The 24623-nt window shown below is 45.1% G+C and carries 20 protein-coding genes; 7 read left to right on the top strand and 13 right to left on the bottom strand.

Annotated features, from left to right (window positions below; translation table 11 throughout):
- Positions 1–89 precede the first annotated feature (89 nt).
- Both fusA and QNI24_RS09440 read right to left on the bottom strand, forming a co-directional pair.
- Complete coding sequence (gene fusA, locus QNI24_RS09445) at positions 90–2174, bottom strand: elongation factor G (RefSeq protein WP_267176451.1); 2085 nt, start codon at positions 2172–2174, stop codon at positions 90–92.
- A 331-nt stretch (positions 2175–2505) separates the two neighbouring features.
- Positions 2506–3150 (bottom strand): urate hydroxylase PuuD, encoded by a 645-nt coding sequence (locus QNI24_RS09440; protein WP_283708678.1) that lies wholly within the window; start codon positions 3148–3150, stop codon positions 2506–2508.
- A gap of 203 nt (positions 3151–3353) precedes the next feature.
- Here QNI24_RS09440 and QNI24_RS09435 point away from each other — a divergent pair, with 203 nt between their 5' ends.
- From QNI24_RS09435 to QNI24_RS09420, 4 genes are all read left to right on the top strand, one after another.
- Positions 3354–4103, top strand: a complete 750-nt coding sequence (locus QNI24_RS09435) for a 2OG-Fe(II) oxygenase (RefSeq protein WP_267176449.1) — start codon at positions 3354–3356, stop codon at positions 4101–4103.
- A gap of 131 nt (positions 4104–4234) precedes the next feature.
- Positions 4235–5530: an acetyl-CoA C-acyltransferase gene (locus tag QNI24_RS09430; RefSeq protein ID WP_267176448.1), complete on the top strand. Its 1296-nt coding sequence runs from the start codon at positions 4235–4237 to the stop codon at positions 5528–5530.
- A gap of 4 nt (positions 5531–5534) precedes the next feature.
- The gene (locus QNI24_RS09425; RefSeq protein WP_267176447.1) at positions 5535–7634 is read left to right on the top strand and encodes a 3-hydroxyacyl-CoA dehydrogenase NAD-binding domain-containing protein; all 2100 of its coding nucleotides are present in this window, start codon (positions 5535–5537) and stop codon (positions 7632–7634) included.
- 126 nt (positions 7635–7760) lie between these two features.
- On the top strand, positions 7761–10442 hold the full coding sequence (locus tag QNI24_RS09420; protein WP_267176446.1) for a M14 family metallopeptidase: 2682 nt from the start codon (positions 7761–7763) through the stop codon (positions 10440–10442).
- Between the two features lie 288 nt (positions 10443–10730).
- Here the strand turns inward: QNI24_RS09420 and QNI24_RS09415 are convergent, their stop codons facing one another.
- The 7 genes from QNI24_RS09415 to QNI24_RS09385 form a co-directional block, all read right to left on the bottom strand.
- Positions 10731–12920, bottom strand: coding sequence for a hypothetical protein (locus QNI24_RS09415; protein WP_267176445.1), 2190 nt, complete (start codon positions 12918–12920; stop codon positions 10731–10733).
- A 232-nt stretch (positions 12921–13152) separates the two neighbouring features.
- Entirely contained in the window at positions 13153–14178 is a 1026-nt protein-coding gene (queA, locus tag QNI24_RS09410) for a tRNA preQ1(34) S-adenosylmethionine ribosyltransferase-isomerase QueA (protein WP_267176444.1), read from the bottom strand.
- A gap of 16 nt (positions 14179–14194) precedes the next feature.
- Positions 14195–14656, bottom strand: a complete 462-nt coding sequence (locus tag QNI24_RS09405) for a copper chaperone PCu(A)C (protein WP_267176443.1) — start codon at positions 14654–14656, stop codon at positions 14195–14197.
- Positions 14657–14700: 44 nt separating this feature from the next.
- The gene (gene glmM / locus QNI24_RS09400) at positions 14701–16041 is read right to left on the bottom strand and encodes a phosphoglucosamine mutase (protein ID WP_267176442.1); all 1341 of its coding nucleotides are present in this window, start codon (positions 16039–16041) and stop codon (positions 14701–14703) included.
- A 1-nt stretch (position 16042) separates the two neighbouring features.
- Positions 16043–16864: a dihydropteroate synthase gene (gene folP / locus QNI24_RS09395; protein WP_267176441.1), complete on the bottom strand. Its 822-nt coding sequence runs from the start codon at positions 16862–16864 to the stop codon at positions 16043–16045.
- A gap of 11 nt (positions 16865–16875) precedes the next feature.
- The gene (gene ftsH / locus QNI24_RS09390; RefSeq protein WP_430539209.1) at positions 16876–18807 is read right to left on the bottom strand and encodes an ATP-dependent zinc metalloprotease FtsH; all 1932 of its coding nucleotides are present in this window, start codon (positions 18805–18807) and stop codon (positions 16876–16878) included.
- Between the two features lie 15 nt (positions 18808–18822).
- Entirely contained in the window at positions 18823–19440 is a 618-nt protein-coding gene (locus QNI24_RS09385; protein ID WP_267176440.1) for an RlmE family RNA methyltransferase, read from the bottom strand.
- A gap of 85 nt (positions 19441–19525) precedes the next feature.
- On the opposite strand from QNI24_RS09385, the gene QNI24_RS09380 reads away from it, so the two are divergent.
- Together QNI24_RS09380 and QNI24_RS09375 are read left to right on the top strand one after the other, a co-directional pair.
- The gene (locus QNI24_RS09380) at positions 19526–19852 is read left to right on the top strand and encodes a YhbY family RNA-binding protein (protein WP_267176439.1); all 327 of its coding nucleotides are present in this window, start codon (positions 19526–19528) and stop codon (positions 19850–19852) included.
- 6 nt (positions 19853–19858) lie between these two features.
- Entirely contained in the window at positions 19859–20227 is a 369-nt protein-coding gene (locus QNI24_RS09375; protein ID WP_267176438.1) for an Mth938-like domain-containing protein, read from the top strand.
- Between the two features lie 82 nt (positions 20228–20309).
- Here the strand turns inward: QNI24_RS09375 and ykgO are convergent, their stop codons facing one another.
- From ykgO to QNI24_RS09360, 3 genes are all read right to left on the bottom strand, one after another.
- Positions 20310–20435 carry a type B 50S ribosomal protein L36 gene (gene ykgO / locus QNI24_RS09370; RefSeq protein ID WP_077412593.1) on the bottom strand — a complete coding sequence of 42 codons (126 nt, stop codon included), beginning with the start codon at positions 20433–20435 and terminating at the stop codon, positions 20310–20312.
- A gap of 92 nt (positions 20436–20527) precedes the next feature.
- Positions 20528–21235 (bottom strand): 2OG-Fe(II) oxygenase, encoded by a 708-nt coding sequence (locus QNI24_RS09365; RefSeq protein WP_267176437.1) that lies wholly within the window; start codon positions 21233–21235, stop codon positions 20528–20530.
- A 46-nt stretch (positions 21236–21281) separates the two neighbouring features.
- Positions 21282–22034, bottom strand: coding sequence for a GGDEF domain-containing protein (locus QNI24_RS09360; protein WP_267176436.1), 753 nt, complete (start codon positions 22032–22034; stop codon positions 21282–21284).
- A 625-nt stretch (positions 22035–22659) separates the two neighbouring features.
- Here QNI24_RS09360 and gcvA point away from each other — a divergent pair.
- On the top strand, positions 22660–23577 hold the full coding sequence (gene gcvA / locus QNI24_RS09355; RefSeq protein ID WP_283708673.1) for a transcriptional regulator GcvA: 918 nt from the start codon (positions 22660–22662) through the stop codon (positions 23575–23577).
- Here gcvA and cgtA read toward each other — a convergent pair.
- Entirely contained in the window at positions 23567–24598 is a 1032-nt protein-coding gene (gene cgtA / locus QNI24_RS09350) for an Obg family GTPase CgtA (protein ID WP_283708671.1), read from the bottom strand. The genes gcvA and cgtA overlap by 11 nt on opposite strands.
- Positions 24599–24623 lie beyond the last annotated feature (25 nt).

Raw genomic sequence — 24623 nt, 5'->3', positions numbered from 1 at the left:
CACCAAGACTCAATCACATTCGTTTTTTTATATCCAAAAAAAAGGCCGCCCAATGGGCAGCCTTTTCTTCGGTTTTTTAAAGCAGCTAATTAAGCTTCTTTTCTGGCTTTGGCCGCTGCAATCACTTCTTCTGAAATGTTGTTTGGACAAGCACTGTAGTGCGAGAACTCCATAGAGAACTGACCACGTCCAGAAGTCATGGTACGCAATGAACCAATGTAACCAAACATTTCTGACAATGGCACATCGGCTTTGATGCGAACTGCTGTGGCAGTTGGGTCTTGCGACTTGATCATGCCTCGGCGTCTGTTCAAATCACCAATCACATCACCCACGTGATCGTCTGGCGTGAACACGTCAACTTTCATGATGGGCTCCATGATTTGTGGTGAACATTTCTTCACAGATTGTCTGTAAGCACCTTTGGCAGCTGCTTCAAACGCCATGGTTGATGAATCAACCGCGTGATAAGCACCGTCTTCTAAAGTGAATTTCAGGTCTTGTAATGGATAACCGGCCAGTGGGCCTTCTTCCATCATCATGTGAAAACCTTTCTCAATCGCAGACCAGTATTCCTTAGGTACATTACCACCTGTAACTGTTGATTCAAACTCATAGCCTGAACCCACTTCACCTGGCTCAATGGTGTAATCAATTTTACCAAACTGACCTGAACCACCTGATTGTTTCTTGTGGGTGTAGGAATCTTCCACCTTACTGGTGATAGATTCACGATAGGCCACCTGAGGCGCACCTACTTCCAGCTCAACACCGAAAGTACGCATCAAAATATCAACTTTGATGTCCAAGTGCAATTCACCCATGCCTTTCAAAATGGTCTCACCTGAATCTTCATCAGTTTCAACTTGGAAAGATGGATCCTCTGCAACCATTTTACCCAGTGCGTTACCCATTTTTTCAGAACCGCCTTTGTCTTTAGGTGCCACAGCAATCGAGATCACTGGATCAGGGAAAATCATTGGTTCCAAAGTACATTCGTGCTTCTGATCACACAAGGTATGACCAGTTTGTACGTTTTTCATTCCAACCACAGCCAAAATATCACCGGCTTGTGCAGATTCTAATTCGTTGCGGTCATCGGCATGCATTTCAACCATACGACCAATCCTTTCGGTTTTACCCGTGGCTGAATTCAATACCGTATCACCTTTGTTGATTTTACCGGAGTAAACTCGAATAAAGGTCAAAGCACCAAAACGGTCATCCATGATTTTAAAGGCCAAAGCACGGAATGGCTCATCAATAGAAACGATGGCTTTTTCGCCAGTGGGCTCACCAGTTTCAGGATCGGTTAAATCTTGTGGATCAACTTCTACTGGGCTCGGCAAGTAATCAACAACAGCATCCAAGATTAATTGCATGCCTTTGTTTTTAAATGCTGAACCACAGTAAGTTGGGAAGAATGCCAAGTCACGGGTACCTTTGCGGATACAACGCTTGATGTCATCCATAGAAACTTCTTCACCTTCCATGTAAGCCATCATCAGGTCATCGTCTTGTTCCACGGCAGTTTCAACTAATTGCTCGTAGTATTCCTCAACTTTGTCTACCATATCAGCTGGCACGTCTTGAACTTCAAAATTCTCAGGCTGACCTGAATCATCCCAAACGTAAGCTTTCTTGGATAACACGTCAACCACACCAACAAAATCATCCTCAATACCTATCGGTAACGTCATAACCAAAGGTGTTGCACCCAGAACGTCTTTTGTTTGCTTAACAACCCTGTAGAAATCAGCACCCATACGATCTAGTTTGTTGACGAAAATGATTCGTGCCACTTCAGATTCATTGGCATAACGCCAGTTAGTCTCTGATTGAGGCTCTACACCACCAGAGCCACAGAATACACCGACACCACCATCCAATACTTTCAATGAACGGTAAACTTCAACAGTGAAATCAACGTGTCCAGGGGTATCAATGATGTTGAAACGGTGGTCTTTCCAGAAACATGTGGTCGCAGCAGACTGAATGGTAATACCACGCTCTGCTTCTTGATCCATGAAATCCATGGTTGACTCACCATCGTGAACCTCACCCAACTTGTGGATTTTACCGGTTAACTTAAGGATTCGCTCGGTGGTTGTGGTTTTTCCAGCATCCACGTGAGCAAAGATACCAATATTTCTGTATTTTGCTAAATCTGTCATGTCATTCTTCTTGCGTCATTTACCCAATCAGGTAAAGTTAAAAAATTGGCCCAGTTTTTGATAAAAAGACCTTTGGCTAAGTTGCTGAATAAAATGGTTTTTTCATGCCATTTATTACGTTCAACAAATCAGACAAAAGTCTCTTAAAATCTTTATAGGCCATAAAGAGCGCGCATCATACTATAAAAGCGCCCCAAGGTTAAGGAATTCGTGAGATATTGAGGTATTTTTTTGAAATTCAAGGGCGCATAAATCCAATGTATCGAACATTGAATTTATGCGAATTGTGATACTTACTTATTGACTGACATATTGAAGCCAGCCAATTGAATCAGAGATAAACCACCATAGCGACCAATGCAGCCGTTAAAGCCAATGACAAATGAATCACGCCTTTGACACTGGCCATGGGGCCCATTTTGCCGAACAAAGCGTTCAACTCAAGTATCACAGTCAAAGCCAAAGCCGCAATCAAGCCAGTGGTTAAACCACTGGTTTTCAATGGAATCATGCCAGTCGACACTGCTGCACCGTGTTTCGATGCAAACATGCAAAACAGCATCGGCGCAGAGAACAACACATTGGTTCTTGAAGCCAAGCCGGCTTTACCCGCACTTGAAGCCACATCACCCGATTTCAGTCCCAACACCACTTTTTGGTTGGGCCAGATGATCAACCACACATTCAAGAACATGAAAGTACCCATTAAGGCACCCAATAAAATCCAGGCATTAACCGCTGCAGCCAAGCCACCTAACAGCACCACGCCAGTGATGAACGTCATCATCGCTCCCCAACGGAACCACCACAAAGCACGCGTGGCTAATTTGGCTTTGACATCAGGTAAGGCCTCTTTCGATGCCTCCTTAAAATACTCACCTTGGACAAAGTTAAAATAATACAACATGCCAATCCACGTGATACCAAACAACCCGTGGCCCCATCGTGCCAATATATCTACCCAAACATTACTCATCATACCTGCCTCACCTTAATTGTTAAAATTTTGTCAGACATGTTAGTTGAATTGCCAAGCATCAGTCAAGAAATCAACCAAGCTATCCACTTCATAGCATGACCGCTGAATAGTCTTATTCCATTTAATATTGACTTTTATCAATTGGTATCAAAGCCCAAACTCAATTAGAATAGCCGCTTCAATTGACGCAATGATTAACCATGAGACTGATCAACGACTTTAAAGTTTGGCGCTACATCCGCGGCAACAATTCCATGATGCCATTAGAGAAAATGGAAGCCAACAAAAACCAGTGGCACAGCCAGTACACCACTGCAGAGCCTTTTCCCCACATAGTCTTGGATGATTTTTTTAACCCTGCCATCATTAATAAGGTTAACAAGGAATTCATTCCGCCCGACCAACAAGAAAATTGGATGACTTTCAGACACCCATTGGAGTGGAATAAAAACACCACCACCAATGATTTCATGATTCCCTATTTCACCCGTCATTTGATTTACGAATTGAACTCGCAGCCGTTCATTAATTTTCTGCAAGAACTCACTGGCATACAATGCTTGGTGCCTGATCCGTACATGGAAGGTGGCGGCTTACATGCCGTATTACCTGGCGGCAGCTTAGAAGTGCATGCGGATTTCAACTCCCACCCACAAACTCACTTCACCCGCAAAGTGAACCTCCTGCTGTATTTAAATGATGATTGGGAGGCATCCTACGGCGGTAACTTGGAGTTATGGGACCACAACATGTCTGAATGTGTGCGCAGCGTCGAACCCATCATCAACCGCATGGTCATTTTTAATTCCACCAGCACTTCCTACCACGGACACCCGGAACCCTTGCGTTGTCCTGAGGGTCGCATCAGAAAATCCATCGCGATTTACTACTATTCGCCAGAACAATCACATGATTATCAGTCCACGGATTATAAAGAGCGGCCAGCTTAATAACACCTCAAACCCCTTTCAGCATTGAAACCACTTGATTTGGCTATAGATATAAGAGAGTGGTATTTCACTTGACAATACGCATGCGTATGGTGAAAATAATTCAATTCTAATATTAGCCAGAACTATTTATGATATTCAAAGACTCCAAAGTCGCTGTGATTGACGGATTAAGAACGCCGTTCATGAAAGCGCCAGGTGGCAAAGCCATGGACCTGAAAGCTTATGACTTGGCTCGCGAAGCCATCAATAACCTCAAACACCGCCATCCTTTTTTACAAGATGACTGTGACCTGGTGACCATGGGCAGTGTGATTCAAAATGCGTCGACCTCGAACATTGCCAGAGAAGCGATGATAGGTGCAGGCTTGAATCTGGACACGCCAGCTTACTCGGTGACCATGGCTTGTATTTCGGCCAATGTCGCCATCACCAACACCGCCAACGCCATTCAGTCTGGCGCGGCCAAAGTGGCCATCGCCGGTGGTGTCGAGTCATCATCCGATGCACCGGTCAGAATCACGCATAAATTGAAGAAAACCTTATTACAGGCACAAAAAGCCAAAGGTTTCAAAGGCTTCTGGCAAGTCTTCAAAGATTTCAAATTCAACTCATTGGCACCTGAAGCGCCAGCGATTGCGGAATTTTCTACTGGTCTGACCATGGGCGCAGATGCCGATCAATTGGCAGCCAAATTTGGTGTCAGTCGTGAACAACAAGATGAATTTGCTTTGCGCTCACACAACCTGGCAGCCAAAGCTTGGGAAGCTGGTGTATTCAAAGATGAAGTGTGCAGCTTGTCCATCCCACCCAAGTTTGAGGTGATTACCGAAGACGATACGTTCTACGCCAACTCCTCGATGGATAAACTGGGTAAATTAAGGCCTGCCTTTGTGCGCCCACACGGCACCATCACAGCCGGTAACGCTTCACCCATCACCGATGGCGCTGCAGTCAGTCTGTTGATGGATGTAGATGAAGCCAAAAGCCGCAAATTGAAACCCCAAGTGGTGATTGAAGGTTATGTGTTCTCTGGCCAAAATCCACAGGGTGAATTGTTATTGGGCCCCGCTTACACCATGCCGAAATTACTGAATGAAGCTGGATTGAGCATTGATGACATTGATGTGTATGAAATTCATGAGGCTTTTGCTGGTCAGGTACTGGCTAATCTGGCAGCATTACAAGACGAGACTTTCTGCAAAGAAAGCTTAGGGCTGGATGGTGCGTTTGGTGAGATTCCCATGGATCGAGTCAACTTACAAGGCGGTTCGCTGTCACTGGGACACCCCTTCGGTGCCACCGGTTCGCGGCTGCTGACCTCAGCCACCAGACGGTTGATTGAGAGCAAAGGCAAGTACGCCCTGATCAGCGCCTGTGCGGCAGGCGGCTTGGGTTCAGCAATTCTTCTGAAGAAAATAGGATAAGGTTATGGCAAATTTTAAACTCACCAAAGACAACGAAATCGCCACCATCTGGATGGATCAAGCTGGCGCCGAAGTCAATACTTTGTCAGTCAAAATGCTGGATGATTTCAGCGGACTGTTGGACAAAATAGAAAACGACAGCGACATCAAAGCCGCAGTACTTATCTCGAAAAAAGACAACTGCTTTATAGCGGGTGCTGACATTAAGGATTTGATGGCCATTGAAGATTCAAAAGAAGTTGAGAACCTTTCTCGCGAGGGCAACAAAATCCTCACACGCCTGTCAAAATTAAAAAAACCAGTCATCGCTGCCATCAACGGTGCTTGCTTGGGCGGTGGTTTGGAAGTCGCCATGGCTTGTCATTACCGCGTGGCCACCACCGACAAAAAAACCGTTTTTGGTTTACCTGAAATGAAATTAGGCCTTTTGCCTGGCGGCGGCGGTACCCAAAGATTGATCAGATTAACTAACCTCCGTTATGGCTTAGATGCCTTGTTAACTGGTAAAAACATCTACCCTCACAGCGCCAAGAAATCAGGCTTGGTTGATTCACTGGTACACAAAGAAGGTCTGTATCAAGCGGCTTTGAAAGTGGCCGCCAACCCGATCAAACGCAAAGCCAAGAAAGTGGGCTTGGTGGACAAAGCCTTGAAAACATCTGCTGGGCGTAATTTCGTATTGAAAAAAGCCCGCGAAACAGTGATGCGCAAAACCCGTGGTAATTACCCGGCGCCATTAAAGATTCTGGATTGTGTTGAAACTGGTTTAGAACACGGCATGGCAGCAGGACTTGAAGCTGAGGCCATTGGTTTTGGTGAATTACACGCCACCCAAGCTTCAAAAAGTTTGATTGGCTTGTTCTTGGCCATGCAAGAAAACAAAAAGCTGAAAAACAACAACAAAACCGAGAACGTGGATACCCTGTCTATGATTGGCGCTGGTTTTATGGGTGCCGGTATCACCGAAGTTTCAATCAAGAATGGCTATGATGTCATCCTCAAAGACATCTCTGAAGAAGGCTTGGCCAGTGCGTTGAAAACCATTTGGTCAGATTTCAGTCAAATGGTGAAGAAAAAAGCCATGGGCCGGGTTGAACGAGATCGCTTGATGTCGAAAATCAAAACCACCACCGATGACAATGACCTGAATCACTCTGATCTCATCATTGAGGCAGTGTTCGAAGACATTGGCCTGAAACAAAAAATCCTCGCTGACGTTGAGGCGCGCTGTAAAAAATCTACGGTCTTTGCCACCAATACATCATCACTGCCACTGGCTAACATTGCAGAAAAAGCAGCCAACCCACAAAACGTGGTGGGCATGCATTACTTCTCTCCAGTACCCAAAATGCCCTTGTTGGAGTTGATTGTTACTGACAAAACTTCCAAACGAGCGCGCCAAATGGCCACCAATGTTGGCATCAAACAAGGTAAAACGGTGGTGGCGGTCAAAGACGGCCCAGGTTTCTACACCACCCGCGTATTATCAGCACTGACCCACGAGGCCATCAAGGTGTTGCATGATGGCGCCAAGATTGAAGACGTTGATGCGGCGATGAAAGATTGGGGTTTCCCTGTTGGTCCTTTGGCTTTGATGGATGAGGTAGGTATTGATGTCGGGGCACACATCGCTCGCGGTGCTTTGGGTGACATGTTTGTGGCCCGGGGTGTTGAACAAGATGACACCGTGCAAAAATTAGCTGATGCCAAGTTATTCGGTCGCAAAGTCGGTAAAGGCTTTTACAGCTACCCGAAAAAAGGTCGCAAAACCGTTAACACCAACATTTACCAATTCTTTGGTGGCGAAGAGCGCAAAGAAATGGATAAGACTGAAATACAGAATCGAATTGGTTTGGTGTTCGTCAATGAATGTGTGTTGTGTTTGCAAGAAGGCATTTTATTCCACGCCAAAGACGGTGATTTAGCCGCCATTCTGGGCTTAGGCTTCCCTCCTTTTACCGGTGGACCCTTCAGTTACATTGATGCCACTGGTGCCGCAGATATCCTGGCAACGCTGCAAGCACTGGAAGCAAAACACGGTAACCGCTTCACACCGGCAGACTTATTGGTTGAACATGCCAAGGACAACAAACCTTTCGTTTGATACCTCTGCATATTGAGCGGTCATTAACCAAAGCCAACCCCATCAGGGTTGGCTTTTTCTTTGCCTGATTATTTTCCCCTGATTTTAAGTTATACTGAACAGCTTCTTTAACATCAGATGCTTTTCATGTTTATCTACAAAATGCTGCTCACACTGACCACCCTCATACTGTTAATCACCTGCCCTGCGCATGCCACCAACATGTATTGGCCTGAGATGACTTACGATGAAAACATCCCCAGGCATGTTGATGCTTTGGATTATGCTGCCGGTCAAAGAATCACCAACCACGCTGACATGATGGACTATTTCAAAGCCCTAAAGCGCAGTGCACCTGAACACATCAAACTGGTTAAATACAGCCAAACTTGGCAAGGGCGAGACCTGATGTATGCGGTGATTGGCTCTGCTGAAAACATCGCGGCACTGGATGAGTTTGAACAAAACATTCAAAAACTGGCAGACCCCAGAGTCACTGATCGAGCGGCAGCCGATCAGTTAATCAACAACATGCCGGCAGCCGTGTGGCTGGGTTACGGCGTACATGGCAATGAAATCAGCAGCACCGATGCCGCCATGATGACGGCCTATCATTTATTGGCCAGCAAAGATCAGCCAATGACGCAAAACATACTGGCCAATGCCTTGGTGTTCATTGACCCATTACAGAATCCAGATGGGCGTGAGCGGTTCACCAGCCGCTATTACGCCACCGTTGGATTGGAACACAGTGGTGATCGTTACAGCGCCGAGCAGAACGAACCATGGCCCCGAGGTCGCAGCAACCACTACCTGTTCGATATGAATCGAGATTGGTTGGCCATGACCCAACCCGAAACCCAAGGGCGCATCTTTGATATGAATCGCTACTTGCCATTGGTGGTGATTGATTTGCACGAGATGGGCGGCGATATGTCGTATTATTTTGCCCCAGCAGCTCAACCCTTGAATCCATTGATGACTGCTGAGCAAATAGACAACATGGCCTTGATCGGTAAAAACCACGCCAAGCATTTTGATGCCATGGGTTATGACTATTTCACCCGCGAAATTTTCGATGCGTTCTATCCGGGATATGGAGACTCTTGGCCAACCTTTTATGGCGCTTCAGCCTCTACATATGAAGTGGGTTCTGCCCGTGGCGAGGTATTTATCAAACGCAACGGCGAGCGCTACACGTATGCCGATTCGGTACAAAAACATTTCATCGCATCAATCTCGACCATTGAAGCCACTGCAGCCAACCGCGAGAAACTGCTAAAAGACTTTTACCAGTACCAAGTCAGCGCTATCGCTGCTGGAAAGAAAAGCCAGGCCTTTATTATTCCCGCACAAAAAGACCGCGCTGGCGCCCACAAGCTGGCACAACTGTTGGATGCCCATGGCATTGAAGTCAAACAACTCAAACAAGACATAAAGGCTTGTGGTAACAACCTCAAATCTGGCAGTTTCGTGGTGGATCCAGCCCAACCCAAAGGCCGCATGGTCGAAGTCATGTTGCGTCAACAAATCGACATGGATGAGGCTTTCATTAAAACCCAAGAAGCGCGTCGCGCCCGCAACCTTAATGACGAAATATATGATTTAACCGCTTGGTCTTTGCCACTGATGTTCAATTTGGATGTGACCCGCTGTGGTTCCATCAAAAGCAAAGACCTGATGGCTTTCAATGCCAGTGGCTGGATGCCCGCCATCATCAATAACCCTGAACCTGAGGTGGCTTATTTGGTGCCTTGGAATGACATGGCCGCTGGGCGCTTTCTGACCCAAGGTTTACGAAAAGGTCTGAAAATGAAATCATCTGATATGTCATTTACCCTTGGAGGTAAAAAATACCCTGCTGGAACCTTAATCATTGAAGTGAAACAAAACACAGATGAATTAGCAGCACATATACAAACGTTGGCCAAAGAAACAGGTGCGATTGTGGATGGTGTGGACAGCAGCTGGGTCACCAAAGGCCCTAATTTTGGCAGCACCCAAGTGGTCGAAATGCCGGTGCCTCGCATTGCCATGGCATGGGATGAACCCACCAGCAGCTTAAGTGCCGGTAACACCCGCTTTGTGATTGAACAACAATTACAATACCCTGTCACAGCCATCAGAACCCAACATTTAATACAAGCACAATTATCTCGATACGACGTGCTGATCCTGCCATCAGGCAATTACCAAAGCCACCTTGCAGAACCCGCTATTGAAAAAATTTCCAGCTGGGTTGAACAAGGCGGCGTGCTGATCACACTGGGCGCTGCCACTGATTTCGCCCTGGAACCATCAACCGGTTGGCTGGCCGTACAAAAAGAACTGGCATATGAAGATGAACCAAATGACCTCTCAAACGACCAACCCATTGATGAAACTGAAAGCACCACCGAGGGTCAAATCATCCCCTCCAAAGCAACCTACATGGATGCCATCAAGGCAACAGATAGCCCACCTGATTCAGTCGCTGGTGTGTTGGCACGTGTGGCGGTGGATCAAGACCATTGGTTGACCGCTGGTATCAAGCCTGAGGTGATTGGTATGGTCACCGGTGATCGCATTCTGACGCCCATCAAGCTGGACCAAGGTAAGAATATGGCATGGTTCAAAGCAGCCGATGAACTCTTAGCCAGTGGTTACCTGTGGCAAGAAAACCGCCAACAACTGGCTTACAAACCGTTTCTGATTCACCAACCCAGCGGTAAAGGCATGGTCATCGCTTACACCCAAGAACCCACATTGCGGGCTTTCATGGATGGGTTGCAATTGATGTTGACCAACACCCTGTTTAGAAGTGTGGCACACTCCGGCAAGTTGCGTTAAATTCTCAATGGTCATTCTGAGCGAGCTCAAGGCGAGTCCATATAAATAAAGAGATTTGTGCGAAGCACATAAAGCCTGATTCGAATGCAGTGAGCCGAAGAAACTCATAAAGCACACGAAATAGTTACTCTATCCTCACCTTAGATTTTGAGATAATTTTAGCTTTCCATATAGTTTAAAAGCTTTTTGGCTCAGTTTGTGTTGAGCGAACTGGAAGTCTTCAGTGGGCGATACGCTGACTGAGCGGTGCCCAAGTGACCCTTAAAAACTGATTTAATTTTCTAAAAGTCACTCAAAACCACTTTTGAATATCGGACATTCAGTTAAAGATATTTGACCACCCTGATCGAACCAATCATTGTTGTTATTCGATGTGCCTGCTGATGTTGAGGCCAAATTGTTGCTGAATTGAACATCGCAAATCTCTACATCTGCAAGATTAGCAGGCATACCTTGGTTATTTGAGTTGCTGTTACTTGTCGTGTGTACAACAAAAATAGCGCCCCCAAATCCAGCTGCCTGACCACCATCGGCTGCATTGTTGCTAAAACTTGAACCTTTGATGGTTACCTGACCACTTCTGATAAAAACAGCGCCGCCCATGCCGGCACCGTCATCAGTGGCGCCAAAACCAGGGTTATCTTCACTGCCTCCGCCAAAACCGCCACTTCCCACATCGCCGGAGAGCGCACTTTTATCACCACCACCGCCACCAAAACCACCATTACCACCGGAACCTATATAAGATACACCACCCCCTCCACCAAACTGACCATTGCCACCGTCAAGGTTACCACCACGACCAAAAGCGCCATAATATCCGCCATCTCCATTGTATGAGCCAGCTGCTGAGGCAAACAGTCCACCGCCAGCGGCATCTCCATGACCAAACATACCACCACCGCCACCTAAGTAAACTTCTCCTGATCCACCGATGGCAGAGGAATAACTGAAATGGGTGTCTGCAATCGTAACGACACCATCATAAATAAATAAACCACCACCCATGCCAGCACCACCGGAATAGCCATCACCACCTTTGGCATAGCCGTTAATCATGTCCACACCTTGAATGGATACAGTGCCTGATTTAACGAACAAAGGTCTGTATTGTCCGTTACCACTGATGCTTCTTCGGGTGTCATCACTTTGGATGGTTACATTGGAGTCAATCAAGCGTTTCATCACACCAGTTATAGTCACATCGGTGGCCAATGTGATGGTGTCATCACCTGATAGGGCATTAGATTCTTTGATGGCCCAACTGAGGGTGTTCTCTGTCGATCCGGTGCCATCATCTTCAGCGACAGTCACTATTAAATTTTGTTCCTGTGGGCAAAGCTGGGTTAAATCTTCAGCCAAGCCACCTACATCGAAAATATCATTGTTATCACCAGGAACGCCAGATGCGCCTGAGGCAATATTAGCAAAAAATTCATTGCCACATCCTGTTACAGTTGCGAGTTGTGCTGGCATGCCTTGGTTATTGCCGTTGCTGTTGGTCATTGTGTGCATGACGAATATTCCGCCACCTAAACCCCTGGCTCCTGAAGATGCTGTGGTTTCACTGTATTCAAAGCTACTGTTTTTTATGTCAATATTTCCACTGCGTATGAACACGGCACCACCCATACCGGCACCGTTGGCTGATGCGCCGTAGCCAGGGTCGTCAATGCTTCCCCCGCCAAACCCACCTGCTCCATAGGTATTTGTTATCACTGGACCTGGAAAAGTTAATTCAATACCTAAAGCACCACCACCGCCAAAACCACCTGGGCCTGCTGCGCCACTAAACCCTAAACCACCACCGCCACCAAAATAACCACCTTGGCCGTTCTCAGCAGTATCACCGCCATGACCAAAGCCGCTATAATATCCACCAGTTCCACCATAACCACCTGCTGCGGAGGCAAACAGACCGCCACCCCCATTCTCTGCTTGGCCAAACATGCCACCGCCGCCTGAAAGGCTGTTATCGGACAAGCCACCTTTTGCTATTGAACCAGAAAAGACGGTTTCATTAAGTGTCACATTGCCATCGTAAACAAATAGGCTACCGCCCATGCCCGCTCCACCACCTAGACCATCACCACCGCTCGCATATCCGTTAATGATATCTACACCTTGAATGGTGACATTACCAGATTTAACAAACAAGGGTCTGAATTGACTGTTACCGTCTATGGTTCTTCGCGTGCCATCACTCTGAATGGTAACATTTGAGTCGATTAAGCGCTTCATAACACCTTGAACAGTCACATCAGTTTGTAAGATGATGTTATGTTCGATACCAAGTGTGACGTTGGCTTCTCTGATGGCGTGGCTTAAAGTACCAACTGTATTTCCAGTGCCATCATCATTCGATACAGTCACCGGAAAATCAGCCGCTTGAATGCTTAATGGAAGGCAGATCGATATGGCGCTGCACAATAGGTTTCTTTTGAATTGTTTTAGTGAATGTTTTGGTTCTTTAATCATGGTGAATTGCACATTTATTTGACTCGTAGTCTATAAAGCGTAATTCAAAGACAATAACATCAAAATTATTGAAAATATGGGTTAAAAAAATAATTACTTAGGTATTTTCATTCGCACTTCGGTTCAGCTCAGTGAACGATAGAATGACTTTTTTCAAAGAATAGGCCGTTAACTGAGTACCACGATTGCGCTCAGAATGACACTTTATGATGAGGCCTGCTGTATAAGATCCTTAAACAATCAACATGGCATCGCCGTAGCTGAAAAAACGATAATGCTCATCGACAGCGTGTTGGTAGGCATTGAGGATGTTTTCACGTCCCGCCATGGCCGAGACCAGCATGACTAAAGTGGATTCTGGCAGGTGAAAATTGGTGATCAAACCATCAATGGTTTTGAAGTCATAACCTGGATAAATAAATATTTCTGTATCACCCTCAAATGGCTGGATAACACCATCTACAGTGGCTGTCTCTAAACAACGCACCGCCGTAGTACCCACAGCAATCACCCGGCCGCCTTTGGCTTGGGTTTTTTGCACAGCTGTGCAAACAGACTGATCGACTTTGAGCCATTCTTTGTGCATTTGGTGGGCTTCGATGTCATCGGTCTTAACCGGCTGAAAGGTACCCGCACCGACATGCAAGGTGACAAAAGCAGATTGAACCCCCTTGGCTTGAATCTCGGCCAAAAGTTCATCATCAAAATGCAGACCTGCGGTGGGTGCTGCCACAGCGCCTGCCTCATTATCATCAGCATAAACGGTTTGATAACGTTCGTCATCAGTCTCATCAGCGGCCCTGGAAATGTAAGGTGGAAGCGGCATGTGCCCATGGCTTTCCATCAACTCACTCAGTGCCATGTCGCCCACTGTCTCAACCAGATAAAACATGCCTTGCCTGGCAGTCACAACCAGCTTGGGCACCTCATCAAAGTAAATTTCAGTGCCTAACTTAACCGCTTTATTGGTTTTGAGCATGGCTTTGGCTTGACCGGAATTGAGCACACGTTCAATGAACACTTCAACCTTACCACCAGTGGCTTTTTGTGCCAATAACCGCGCTGGAATCACCTTGGTGTTGTTGAATACCAGCAGGTCATTATCATTCAGTTCATTCAGGATATCAGTGAACATCAAATCAGTGGTTTGACCACTTTGTTTATCCAGCTTCAATAAACGCGAGCGGCTGCGTTGAGCCAGCGGTTGTTGGGCTATCAATTCACTGGGCAACTCGAAATTAAAATCAGCTTTTTTCATGAGAGCCTAAATCTTGCTATTTTTTCTTTACCGGAAAATCCAGGTGTTGCACATGCTCATTACCCGCTTCATCCTGATAAATCAAACAAATCCGAGCCTCATCGCCTTCTTTGAATGATGTTTTCGGCATCATTAACATGATATGTAAACCACCTGGTTGCATGGTGATTTGTGACTGTTGTGGCAGTGCAATGGATTCTTGTTCACGCATTTTAAGCATGCCATCCACTTCGATGGTTTTATGAATTTCAGTCATACCAAAATCCGGTGCATAAGCGCCCACCAGGGTCAGTGCTTGATCGGTTTGGTTATCAATCGAGACATAGGCTGCTAACATCCTCGCTGAAGGCGGTGCAGCCCGCAACCACAAGTCACTGGTTGTGGGAAACTCGATACTGGTTTCAGCGGGTCTTGTTTGCTGTTCAGCATAGGCGCTGAAATTAAACATTATGAATAACAAAATCAAAATATTTTTCATGGTTTTTTCTCAGTTTTTATGGGTAATTATTGTGGGTAAATTTATTAATTGGCGCCCAGAGTTTCAGCCAGTTTTGCTAAGTTTTGGGCTTGTCGCTTGGCGGCATCAGCATCTTTGGCTTCGACCATCACGCGTAATTTGGGTTCTGTACCTGAGGCCCTGATCAACACCCGGCCATCATCGCCCATGGACTCATCAACCAAATTTGCTGCTTCTATGAGCTTGATGTTTCGGCTCAATTGCTTGGGGTTTTCATTCATCACATTGATCATAACCTGTGGAAACAGTTCCATTTCTGCTGCCAAGTCTTTCAGTGATTTGCCAGATTCCATGATCACTTCCAACACCATCAAAGCACTGATGATGCCATCACCGGTGCCAGCCAAATCCAGGTTCAATATATGTCCAGAAGACTCACCGCCTAAAATCCACTTTCTTTTGGTCAGTTTTTGATGCACATAACGGTCACCGACATCAGCACGTTCAAAGGCAATGCCCAGTTGTTTCAAACCAGCCTCCATGCCTTGGTTTGACATCAAGGTGCCAACCACCCCGCCTTTGAGTTGGTTTTTCTGCTGTAAATGCTTGGCCACCATGAAGATCAACTGATCACCATTGACCTCGTTACCGGTGTGATCAACCATAACCACCCGGTCACCATCGCCATCGAGCGCGATGCCGAGATCGGCTTTGGTTTCTAACACTTTCTCACTGAGCACTGATACCTCAGTCGAGCCGCAATCTTGATTGATGTTAAAGCCATTGGGTTGGTTGGCTATGACAGTGATGTCTGCGCCGAGTTCTTGGAACACCTGGGGCGCAATGTGGTAAGTGGCACCATTGGCGCAATCCAAAACAATCTTTTTACCTGCCAGTAATTGGCGATTGGCAGCCCTTTTACAAAACTCAATGTAGCGCCCCGCCACATCAGTAAGGCGTTTGGCTTTGCCCAGTTCAGCTGACTCAACCATGCTCATGGGTTGGTCCAACAAAGCTTCTATGGCCAGCTCTTGTTCGTCATTGAGTTTGTTGCCATTTTGATTAAAAAACTTGATGCCATTGTCGTAATAGGGATTATGCGATGCGCTGATCACAATGCCAGCACTGGCGTGTAAGGTTTTAGTCAACCAAGCCACCGCCGGAGTGGGCATTGGCCCAAATAAGATGATGTTGACACCCGCTGAAGACAGCCCAGCCTCCAAGGCCGATTCCAACATGTATCCTGAGACGCGGGTGTCTTTACCAATCACAATGGTTTTATTGGGCATCGACTCACCCAAGACTTTTCCCGCAGCATAACCCAGTCGCAAGGCAAATTCAGCAGTGATCAATTCACCGCCCACTTTGCCGCGTATACCGTCGGTTCCAAAATACTGTTTACTCACCTCACACCTCCTCTGCTGTATCGTCCTGCTGCTGTAATAACGACTGCGACACTTGCAAAACATCTACGGTTTCAGCGACATCATGAACCCGAAAATAATCAGCGCCTTGCAGGTAAGCAAACTGAACCACCGCTAAGGAACCGGCCAATCGCTGATCAACCGGACGATCCAATAATTCACCAAACATCGATTTTCTTGACACCCCAAGCAAAACTGGAAAACCCATTTGTTTCAAGGTTGAGGTGTGTTTGATTAATTGTAAATTATGTTCTAGTTTTTTTCCAAAACCGATGCCTGGGTCCAAAATGATGTTATCGGCGTCCATGCCCCATGACAAACATGTCTCTATCCGCTCATCAAAATAATCCAGTACCTGTTGCACAACATCATCGTATTCAGGGTTATCTTGCATGTCTTTGGGCGTGCCTTTTTTGTGCATCAAACAAACCTTCACATCATGCTTAACAGCCACTTCAATGGCACCATCAGCTTCCAATGCATTAACATCATTGATGAAATTGGCACCTGCCATGATGGCAGCTTCCATCACTTCAGCTTTACTGGAGTCGATTGAAATGGTTATTTGGGGATATTTTTGCCGAATGGCCTTAATCACTGGAACAACCCGAGCAATTTCCTCATCCACTGAAACGGTGGTTGCACCTGGCCTGGTGGATTCGCCTCCGACATCAATGATGTCAGCTTGTGCCTCAACCATGCGCTCAACTTGTGCCATGGCAGCATCAATTTGGTTGAAATCTCCACCGTCAGAAAATGAATCGGGGGTCACATTCAGGACCCCCATCACTTTAAAATCTTTCATAATCAGCCGTTTCAGACTTGTTCAGCAGGCCCGCCGATGGTGGTTTCTCCCTCACCTGAACTTTTGCCTTTTGGTTTGTCATCGTTATCATCTTCAGGCATGTCAATATCCCAACCTTCAGGAGGTGTGGGCTCATTGCCCTGCATGATTTCAGCAATTTGTTTGGCATCGATGGTCTCATACTTCATCAAAGCATCTGCCATCAAATGCAATATATTCATGTTTTCTTTGAGTATAGTTTCAGCTTTGTCATAATTGCGGTCGATGATTTGTCTGATTTCTTTATCGATTTTTTCCGCCGTGGTATCCGACATGTTCTTATGTTGAGTCACTTGACGGCCCAAGAACACCTCACCTTCGTCCTCAGAATAAGACAAGGGACCCATGTCAGATAAACCCCACTTGGTCACCATGTTTTTGGCAATTTCAGTGGCTCGCTCAATGTCATTTGAAGCACCCGTGGTCACCGACTCGGGACCACCGATAATTTCTTCCGCAATGCGCCCACCATACAAACTGGCAATTTGACTTTCAAGCGCTGTTTTGCTGTAAGAATACCGGTCTTCTTCAGGTAAAAACATGGTCACACCCAACGCCCTACCACGTGGGATGATGGTGACTTTATAAACCGGATCATGTTCAGGTACTTTCAGACCCACAATGGCATGACCTGCTTCATGATAAGCGGTGTTTCTTTTTTCTTCATCTTTCATCACCATCGATTTACGTTCGGCACCCATCATGATTTTATCGCGGGCTTTATCGAACATCTCCATGTTGATTTCTGTTTTGTTTTGGCGCGCTGCGAACAAGGCAGCTTCATTGACTAGATTGGCCAAATCTGCACCGGAAAATCCTGGAGTGCCTCGCGCTATTAATGAGGGTATGACATCATCTGCCAATGGTACTTTTTTCATGTGCACTTTCAATATCGCTTCACGGCCCAGAATATCAGGCAATGGCACCACCACTTGACGGTCAAATCGGCCCGGTCTCAACAAGGCTGGATCTAACACATCGGGACGGTTGGTTGCTGCAATGACAATCACGCCTTCATTGCCCTCAAATCCATCCATTTCAACCAATAACTGATTCAAGGTTTGTTCGCGTTCGTCGTGTCCACCACCCAAGCCAGCTCCACGTTGGCGACCGACAGCATCGATTTCATCGATAAAAATGATGCAGGGTGAATTCTTTTTGGCTTGTTCAAACATGTCACGCACACGAGAGGCGCCGACACCTACGAACATTTCTACAAAGTCAGAACCCGAAATGGTAAAAAACGGTACTTTAGCCTCACCAGCAATGGCTCTGGCTAATAATGTTTTACCTGTACCCGGTGATCCTACCATCAAGATACCACGCGGTATATGACCGCCTAATTTCTGGAATTTAGTGGGGTCACGCAAAAAATCAACCACTTCAGAGACTTCTTCCTTGGCCTCCTCGGCACCAGCCATATCAGCGAAGGTTACTTTATTTTGCTCCTCTGTCATCAGTTTGGCTTTCGAGCGACCAAAACTCATGGCGCCACCTTTACCGCCACCGCCTTGCATTTGGCGCATAATCAGGAAAAACAGGCCAATGAACAGCAGTATCGGAAAGACAATTTCAAACATGCGCCAGCCAAAACTTTCTTTGGTAGGTGCTTTGACTGAATAAGTGACATTATTCAGCAGTAAGTCGTCCTCAAGATGTGGGTCATCACCCGCCTGTACAGTTAAGGTCTCTCCGCCAGTGGTGGTGGCAGTGATTTTACGGTGTACCGATGTTTCGGGGTCGATAACCACCGATTCAATCTGGCCGCCTTGAACCATATTGATAAATTGCGAATAGACGACTTCGCCTTGTTTTTGTGGTGGTTGAACCATGCTACCGAAAACGCTCATCAGCACCATCAGTACAACGACCCATAATAATATATTCTTAGCTATGTTATTCAAAATCAGCCTCTGCTATTACTTGAACCCGGTGGCCACCGCAAAAACTTCTCTTGATCGTGGGCGCGATGATTTGGGTTTGTATATCACTACTTTGTTAAATAATTGACGCATGTTTTGAATGTGTTGATCAAAACCTTCGCCCTGAAAAAGTTTGACAACATGAGCGCCACCAGGTTGCAGTGCTTGTTGACAAAACTCCAAAGCCATTTCGGCCAACAACATACAACGTGGTTGGTCCATGGCATTCATACCACTTAAGTTGGGGGCCATGTCAGATAAAACAAGGTCTATTTTTCGACTCCCAAGGCGCTGTAAAAGCACCTCATAAACTTCATCCGAAGTAAAATCTCCCTGAATAAATTCAACGCCATCAATCGGCTCAATCGGTAATAAATCCAACCCAATGATGAACTCAGTACTGGGTGATTTTTTTTGTATGACCTGACACCAACCACCCGGCGCCGCCCCCAAATCAACCACCGCACTGATACCATCAAGTACATTATATTTATCGATGATTTCTTCTAACTTAAATGCGGAACGTGCGCGATAGCCTGAATCCTGCGACTTCTTCACAAATTCATCATCAAAATGTTCTTTGAGCCAACTATTCGAACTTTTACTTCTTGCCATATTGATTTGCCATAAATGTGCTGCTGTGGTGTTAAGGTGCCTGTTTAACTGGTAAAATGGTGCTTATTTAAAATTTTATCATTGAATGTCAAACAAAGCTGTAAATAAATCCCACAATAAAAACCTCAGTAAGAATGCCCAAAAATTTCTTCGAGGCATCGGTCATGACACCAAGCCTGTGGTAACCATCGCAGACAAAGGAATCACTGAAAACATCCTTAACGAATTAGATATTTGCTTGAATCAACACGAGCTGATCAAAGTCAAACTGCGCACTGATCGAGAAACCCGCCAACAACACATCAAAGACATCTTGGCAGCAACTGGCGCACATAAAATACAAGCGATTGGCCAAACCTTAACTCTGTTTCGAGCCAATCCTAAAAAACCTGTCTACGAATTACCCAAATAAAGCACCATGGATTTATCAGAAAACCGCACCAATCATCGCAACCTGATTCAATCTGTTGCCGACAACGCTTGCATCATTGGTCAGATTGAACACACCAACAGCATCATCATTCCGTCCAACGGTGAAGTCACTGCAATAGATGTTAAAACGGTGACAGAGTTAGAAGCATCTACCATTGAACAATTGTGTCAATTCGAACCTGAGGTAATCATCTTGGCTACTGGTTCGCAAATTGACTTTCCTGATCCAGATATGCTGACACCATTGATTGAAAAAAATATTGGCTTGGAGGTATTAACCAATCAAGCTGCAGCCAGAACTTTTAATGTGCTGCTGAGTGAAGATCGTCAAGCCGTTTGTTTGATGTTGATGTAATTTAAAATCAGTCAGGTATTGTTAAGTAGACAAAAAAAATGCCCTCATATGAGGGCATTTTAATGATTCAGTTTTAAGCGGTTTATCTTTGACGTGCTTTCAATTTTGGATTTGATTTACAAATCACAAAAACTTTACCACGGCGGCGAACCACTTTGCAGTCTCTTGAACGAGTCTTGGCTGATTTCAAAGATGATAAAACTTTCATAATTTACCGCTGGTTTAAAAAGAGTGGAAATTATACCCATCCAGTATCAAACTGCAACTCTTTATGGCAATTATTTCACCTGATTGAGGTTGTCACTGGCCACCGTGCTCGCCATACAAGTGTTCTGAGCGCTGATACAACACCCAGGAGGTGAAAATATATTTGTCATTGGACACTGGCATATTGCCTCTGTGGGTGTGGGTGAAACCAGCGGGAGCAATAACCAAGCTGCCTAGCTTAGGTTTTGCCACAACTTTTTGGTGAAAAAATTCTGTTTCACCGCCCTCATCAACGTCATTCAAATAGAACATCCACAACAACTTTCGATGCAAAGCGTCATTCTGAGGATCACTGGGATGCGGATAAATCTCTGAATGGTAGTAAAAATAACCGCCTTCATTTTGATCATATTTTTGAATGTTAATAGAACCCAGACGAAACACCGTTTGTATCAACCGGGCCAGTGATTCATCATTCAGTTTTGGAATATCAACATATGAAATTTGCTCCACACCATCTGGTGTTTGCACCTGCAAGGCAATAGAACCGACCAAAGCAAAAGGATATTTTCTGACGTATTGTATCAAACCACCCAGAACAACCCCTTGCAGGTGAGCGACTTCTTCCTGCCACTGTTGTGATTGGGTAATGGTGATGTCTGTGCTGTTTTTTTTGATGGGATCAACGCCATGCCCTGTTTGGCCTTTGTGCTGTTCTGCACTGCTGCCGAACTTTTTGATGCAGCGCTCACAAAAATCTCTGTCTAATGCATTTTCATAGATTTCAATAAACTGATTCAATGACCTGTCCTGTTAGAAAAAACAAACATTATAGAAGCAACAACGGTCAATTCGCAATGGATTGGTTTTTACCTTTCTGTTTCGCCACATACAATGACCGATCCGCTCGTTTTAAGGCCAGCATGAAGGGTTCTTGAGGCATTTTTTGAGCCACACCCAAACTGGCTGTCACAGACTGCTTATCGATGGCATCAGGTATGGGGATATTAACCACCGCAGCCCTTATTTGTTCGGCAAATAAGAGCGCTTCATTGAGGTCACTACCGAGCATTCCCACAGCAAATTCTTCACCACCCCAGCGACCAATAACCTGATCATCGCCAACCATTTGATACAACGTATTTCCCAATTCAGCAAGGAATTCATCACCACTAAGGTGTCCCATGGCGTCATTATATATTTTGAAATCATCCAAATCGGTAATGATGAAAGACAAAGTCTTATGGCGTTGTATGGCTAATTCATTCAAAATTTCAAATTTTTTCAGGATACCACGGCGATTATACAAACCAGTTAATTCATCAGTAATGGCTTGTAATTCCAGCTCCTTGTTTAATTTGGCATGATCAACGATCCAGTTTTTGACCCCAATAAAAACAAAAGTGAAACCAAACAATAAAGTGGTTTTTTCCCAAACCGCAGTGTAGAACTCATTATGCAAATGCAACTGATCCAAGCCATCAACCAGCATGGATAAATATATCAAATAAAACCCTGCACTGAGAAAATAATAAAATGTTTTACCCTTCAGCGAGTCAATAGATAAAAACAAGGTCAAACTCATCACTGCAAATGACATCTCAATTACCAAATTAAATACCCTAATATCGAGTATGGGCTCAAGATACAACAAGTCATAGACTGTGAATACCACAGCGGTAACCAATAATAAAACTATTTAATATAAACTGATCAAGGCGTGATGACTCTATTTATTATTCGAATATTACAGCAATTGCACACAGTATCTGGTCTCATTTACTAAGACAGTTAAAAACACACGTTAACCATCTTAAGCTAAACTGCCCACTAAAGTGGCACAAGAAAGAAAAAAGCCAAAAAAAAAGGCGTCAAACTGACGCCTTAAGTGTATTGCTGAGGAAGAGGGAGGAAAACCTCAGCTATATTTGCATGTTAAAGAAACATGCGTGAAATCTTGCGATTTCGGGGAACAATGAAAATTGTTAAATCCTATTATATCCATCAAAGATGAACATAACGTGAAAGCAAATGGAGTTAAAATGTATCTGCTTTGTTACTTTGAACACCTGTTATTAAGAAAGTTCAAATAATTTTAATTAACTTAAATCAAAATTAAACAATCGTTTGAATAACAAGTTAGAGCGTTATTTTACTTAGGAAAGTGGTGATGACAAGCTAATTGTTTTAATGCTTCGGATAAGTTATACTAATCCGAAAAGATTATGGCAAACAAATACAAAAACATCCCACCACTCAGAGCCATCAAAGCCTTTGAGGCCTCGGCACGCCTATTAAGCTTCACCCAAGCAGCACAAGAGTTGCATGTCACACAAGCTGCAGTAAGCCACCAAATCAAAAACTTAGAGGCTTTGGTGGGGGTACAATTATTTGAGCGCTTCAATCGATCATTGAAACTCACTTTTGAGGGCAGACTCTACCTCATCACCATCCGCAACACCTTACAAAGTCTGGAAAATGCCACCAGACAACTGAAAGACCGAGACACCTCTGGCACCTTAAACATTTCCGTCTTGCCCTCTTTTGCAACCAAATGGCTGTCCAAGAGAATCTGGAAGTTTCAGCAGCACCACAAAACACTGGATGTCAGAATTTCTGCTTTTGAGTGGCTCACTGATTTTAAGAAAGATGACTGTGATATTGCCATCAGGTATTCCGCCAACCCCAACTACCCAGGCCTTAAAAGCGAGCTTTTCTTGGAAGAAGAGGTGTTCCCAATTTGCTCAAAAAATTTATTTGATTCATTCCAAGGTGATCTGACGCCAGAAATGTTATTGGATGCCAATTTATGTCACGAAGATTTTACCACTGAGGATTGGCATGATTGGTTTGAAGCCGCTCACATAGAAGCCAAGCCCAAGTTACGTGGCACTAGATTCAGCCACATGGTAACCATGCTGGAGGCAGTAGAGAACCACCAAGGCTTCTCTTTAGGTAGAACACCGTTGGTGCAGGATGACATTGCTCGCGGCTTGTTGGTGGCACCTTTTGACATCAAATTGAAAGGTAAAATGTCTTATTATTTGGTTTACCCTGAGCACACGGAGGATGACCATAAGTTACAAATGATCAGACAATGGCTGTTTGAGGAAGCAGAAACTTTTAAACAAGTTAAGGTTTAAGCCACTCATCTTGCTCTGAAAACAAGTGTGCAGCAATGTCATTGATTAATTCTTTCAGACCAGTCTTATTGATTGATGAAATCAAATAATACTTCCCTTGCCAACCGATTGCTTTGGCATAAGCTGCCGCCAGTTCCTCAGCATCTGCTGCAGTGGTTACATCAGCCTTGGTAAACACCAACCAACGTTGCTTTTCTCTCAAGTGTTCTGAAAATTTAACCAATTCTTCTGATAATTGATGGAACTGTTCTACTGGATCTGACATGCCCTCAAAAGCTGGGAGCTCTATCAAATGCAACAACAACCCTGTTCTTTGCAAGTGTTTTAAAAACTGAATGCCTAATCCAGCACCTTCAGCCGCTCCCTCGATGATACCTGGAATATCAGCCACCACGAAACTGGTATCTGCATCCACTGGCACCACTCCCAAAGCTGGATAAAGTGTGGTGAAAGGATAACCTGCAATTTTAGGGCGTGCTTTGGAAATCGCATTCACAAATGTTGACTTACCAGCATTTGGAAAACCCAATAACCCTACATCTGCCAGCACTTTCAACTCAAGTTTGATCTCTCGCAGCTCACCCTGTTCTCCCGAAGTGAATTGTTTGGGCGCACGGTTAACCGAACTTTTGAAGTGCATGTTACCTAACCCACCTTTACCGCCTTGGGCGATTACCAGTTGTTGCTGGTGGGTGGTGATGTCACCAAGCTTCTGATCAGTTTCTAAATCATAAACCTCGGTACCAGTAGGAACTTTTATGATTAAATCGTTGCCACCTTTGCCATACATCTGGCGGCCTTTACCGGATTCACCATTCTGCGCGTCGAAACGGCGCTTGTGACGAAAATCAACCAAGGTGTTCAGCCCTTGGTCACCCTCGAGAATGATGTTACCTCCGTGACCACCATCACCGCCATCAGGTCCTCCAAAGGCGACAAATTTCTCTCGTCTGAAACTGGCAGATCCACTGCCACCATTTCCGGCCTTAACTGTTATCTTAACTTCATCGACGAATTTCATGGTATTGACTATAAATGATGACAAT

Source organism: Marinicella marina, assembly GCF_030065545.1.
GTDB lineage: Bacteria > Pseudomonadota > Gammaproteobacteria > Xanthomonadales > Marinicellaceae > Marinicella > Marinicella marina.
Note: the sequence above shows the minus strand (reverse complement) of the source record. Positions and strands in the feature narration are given on the sequence as shown.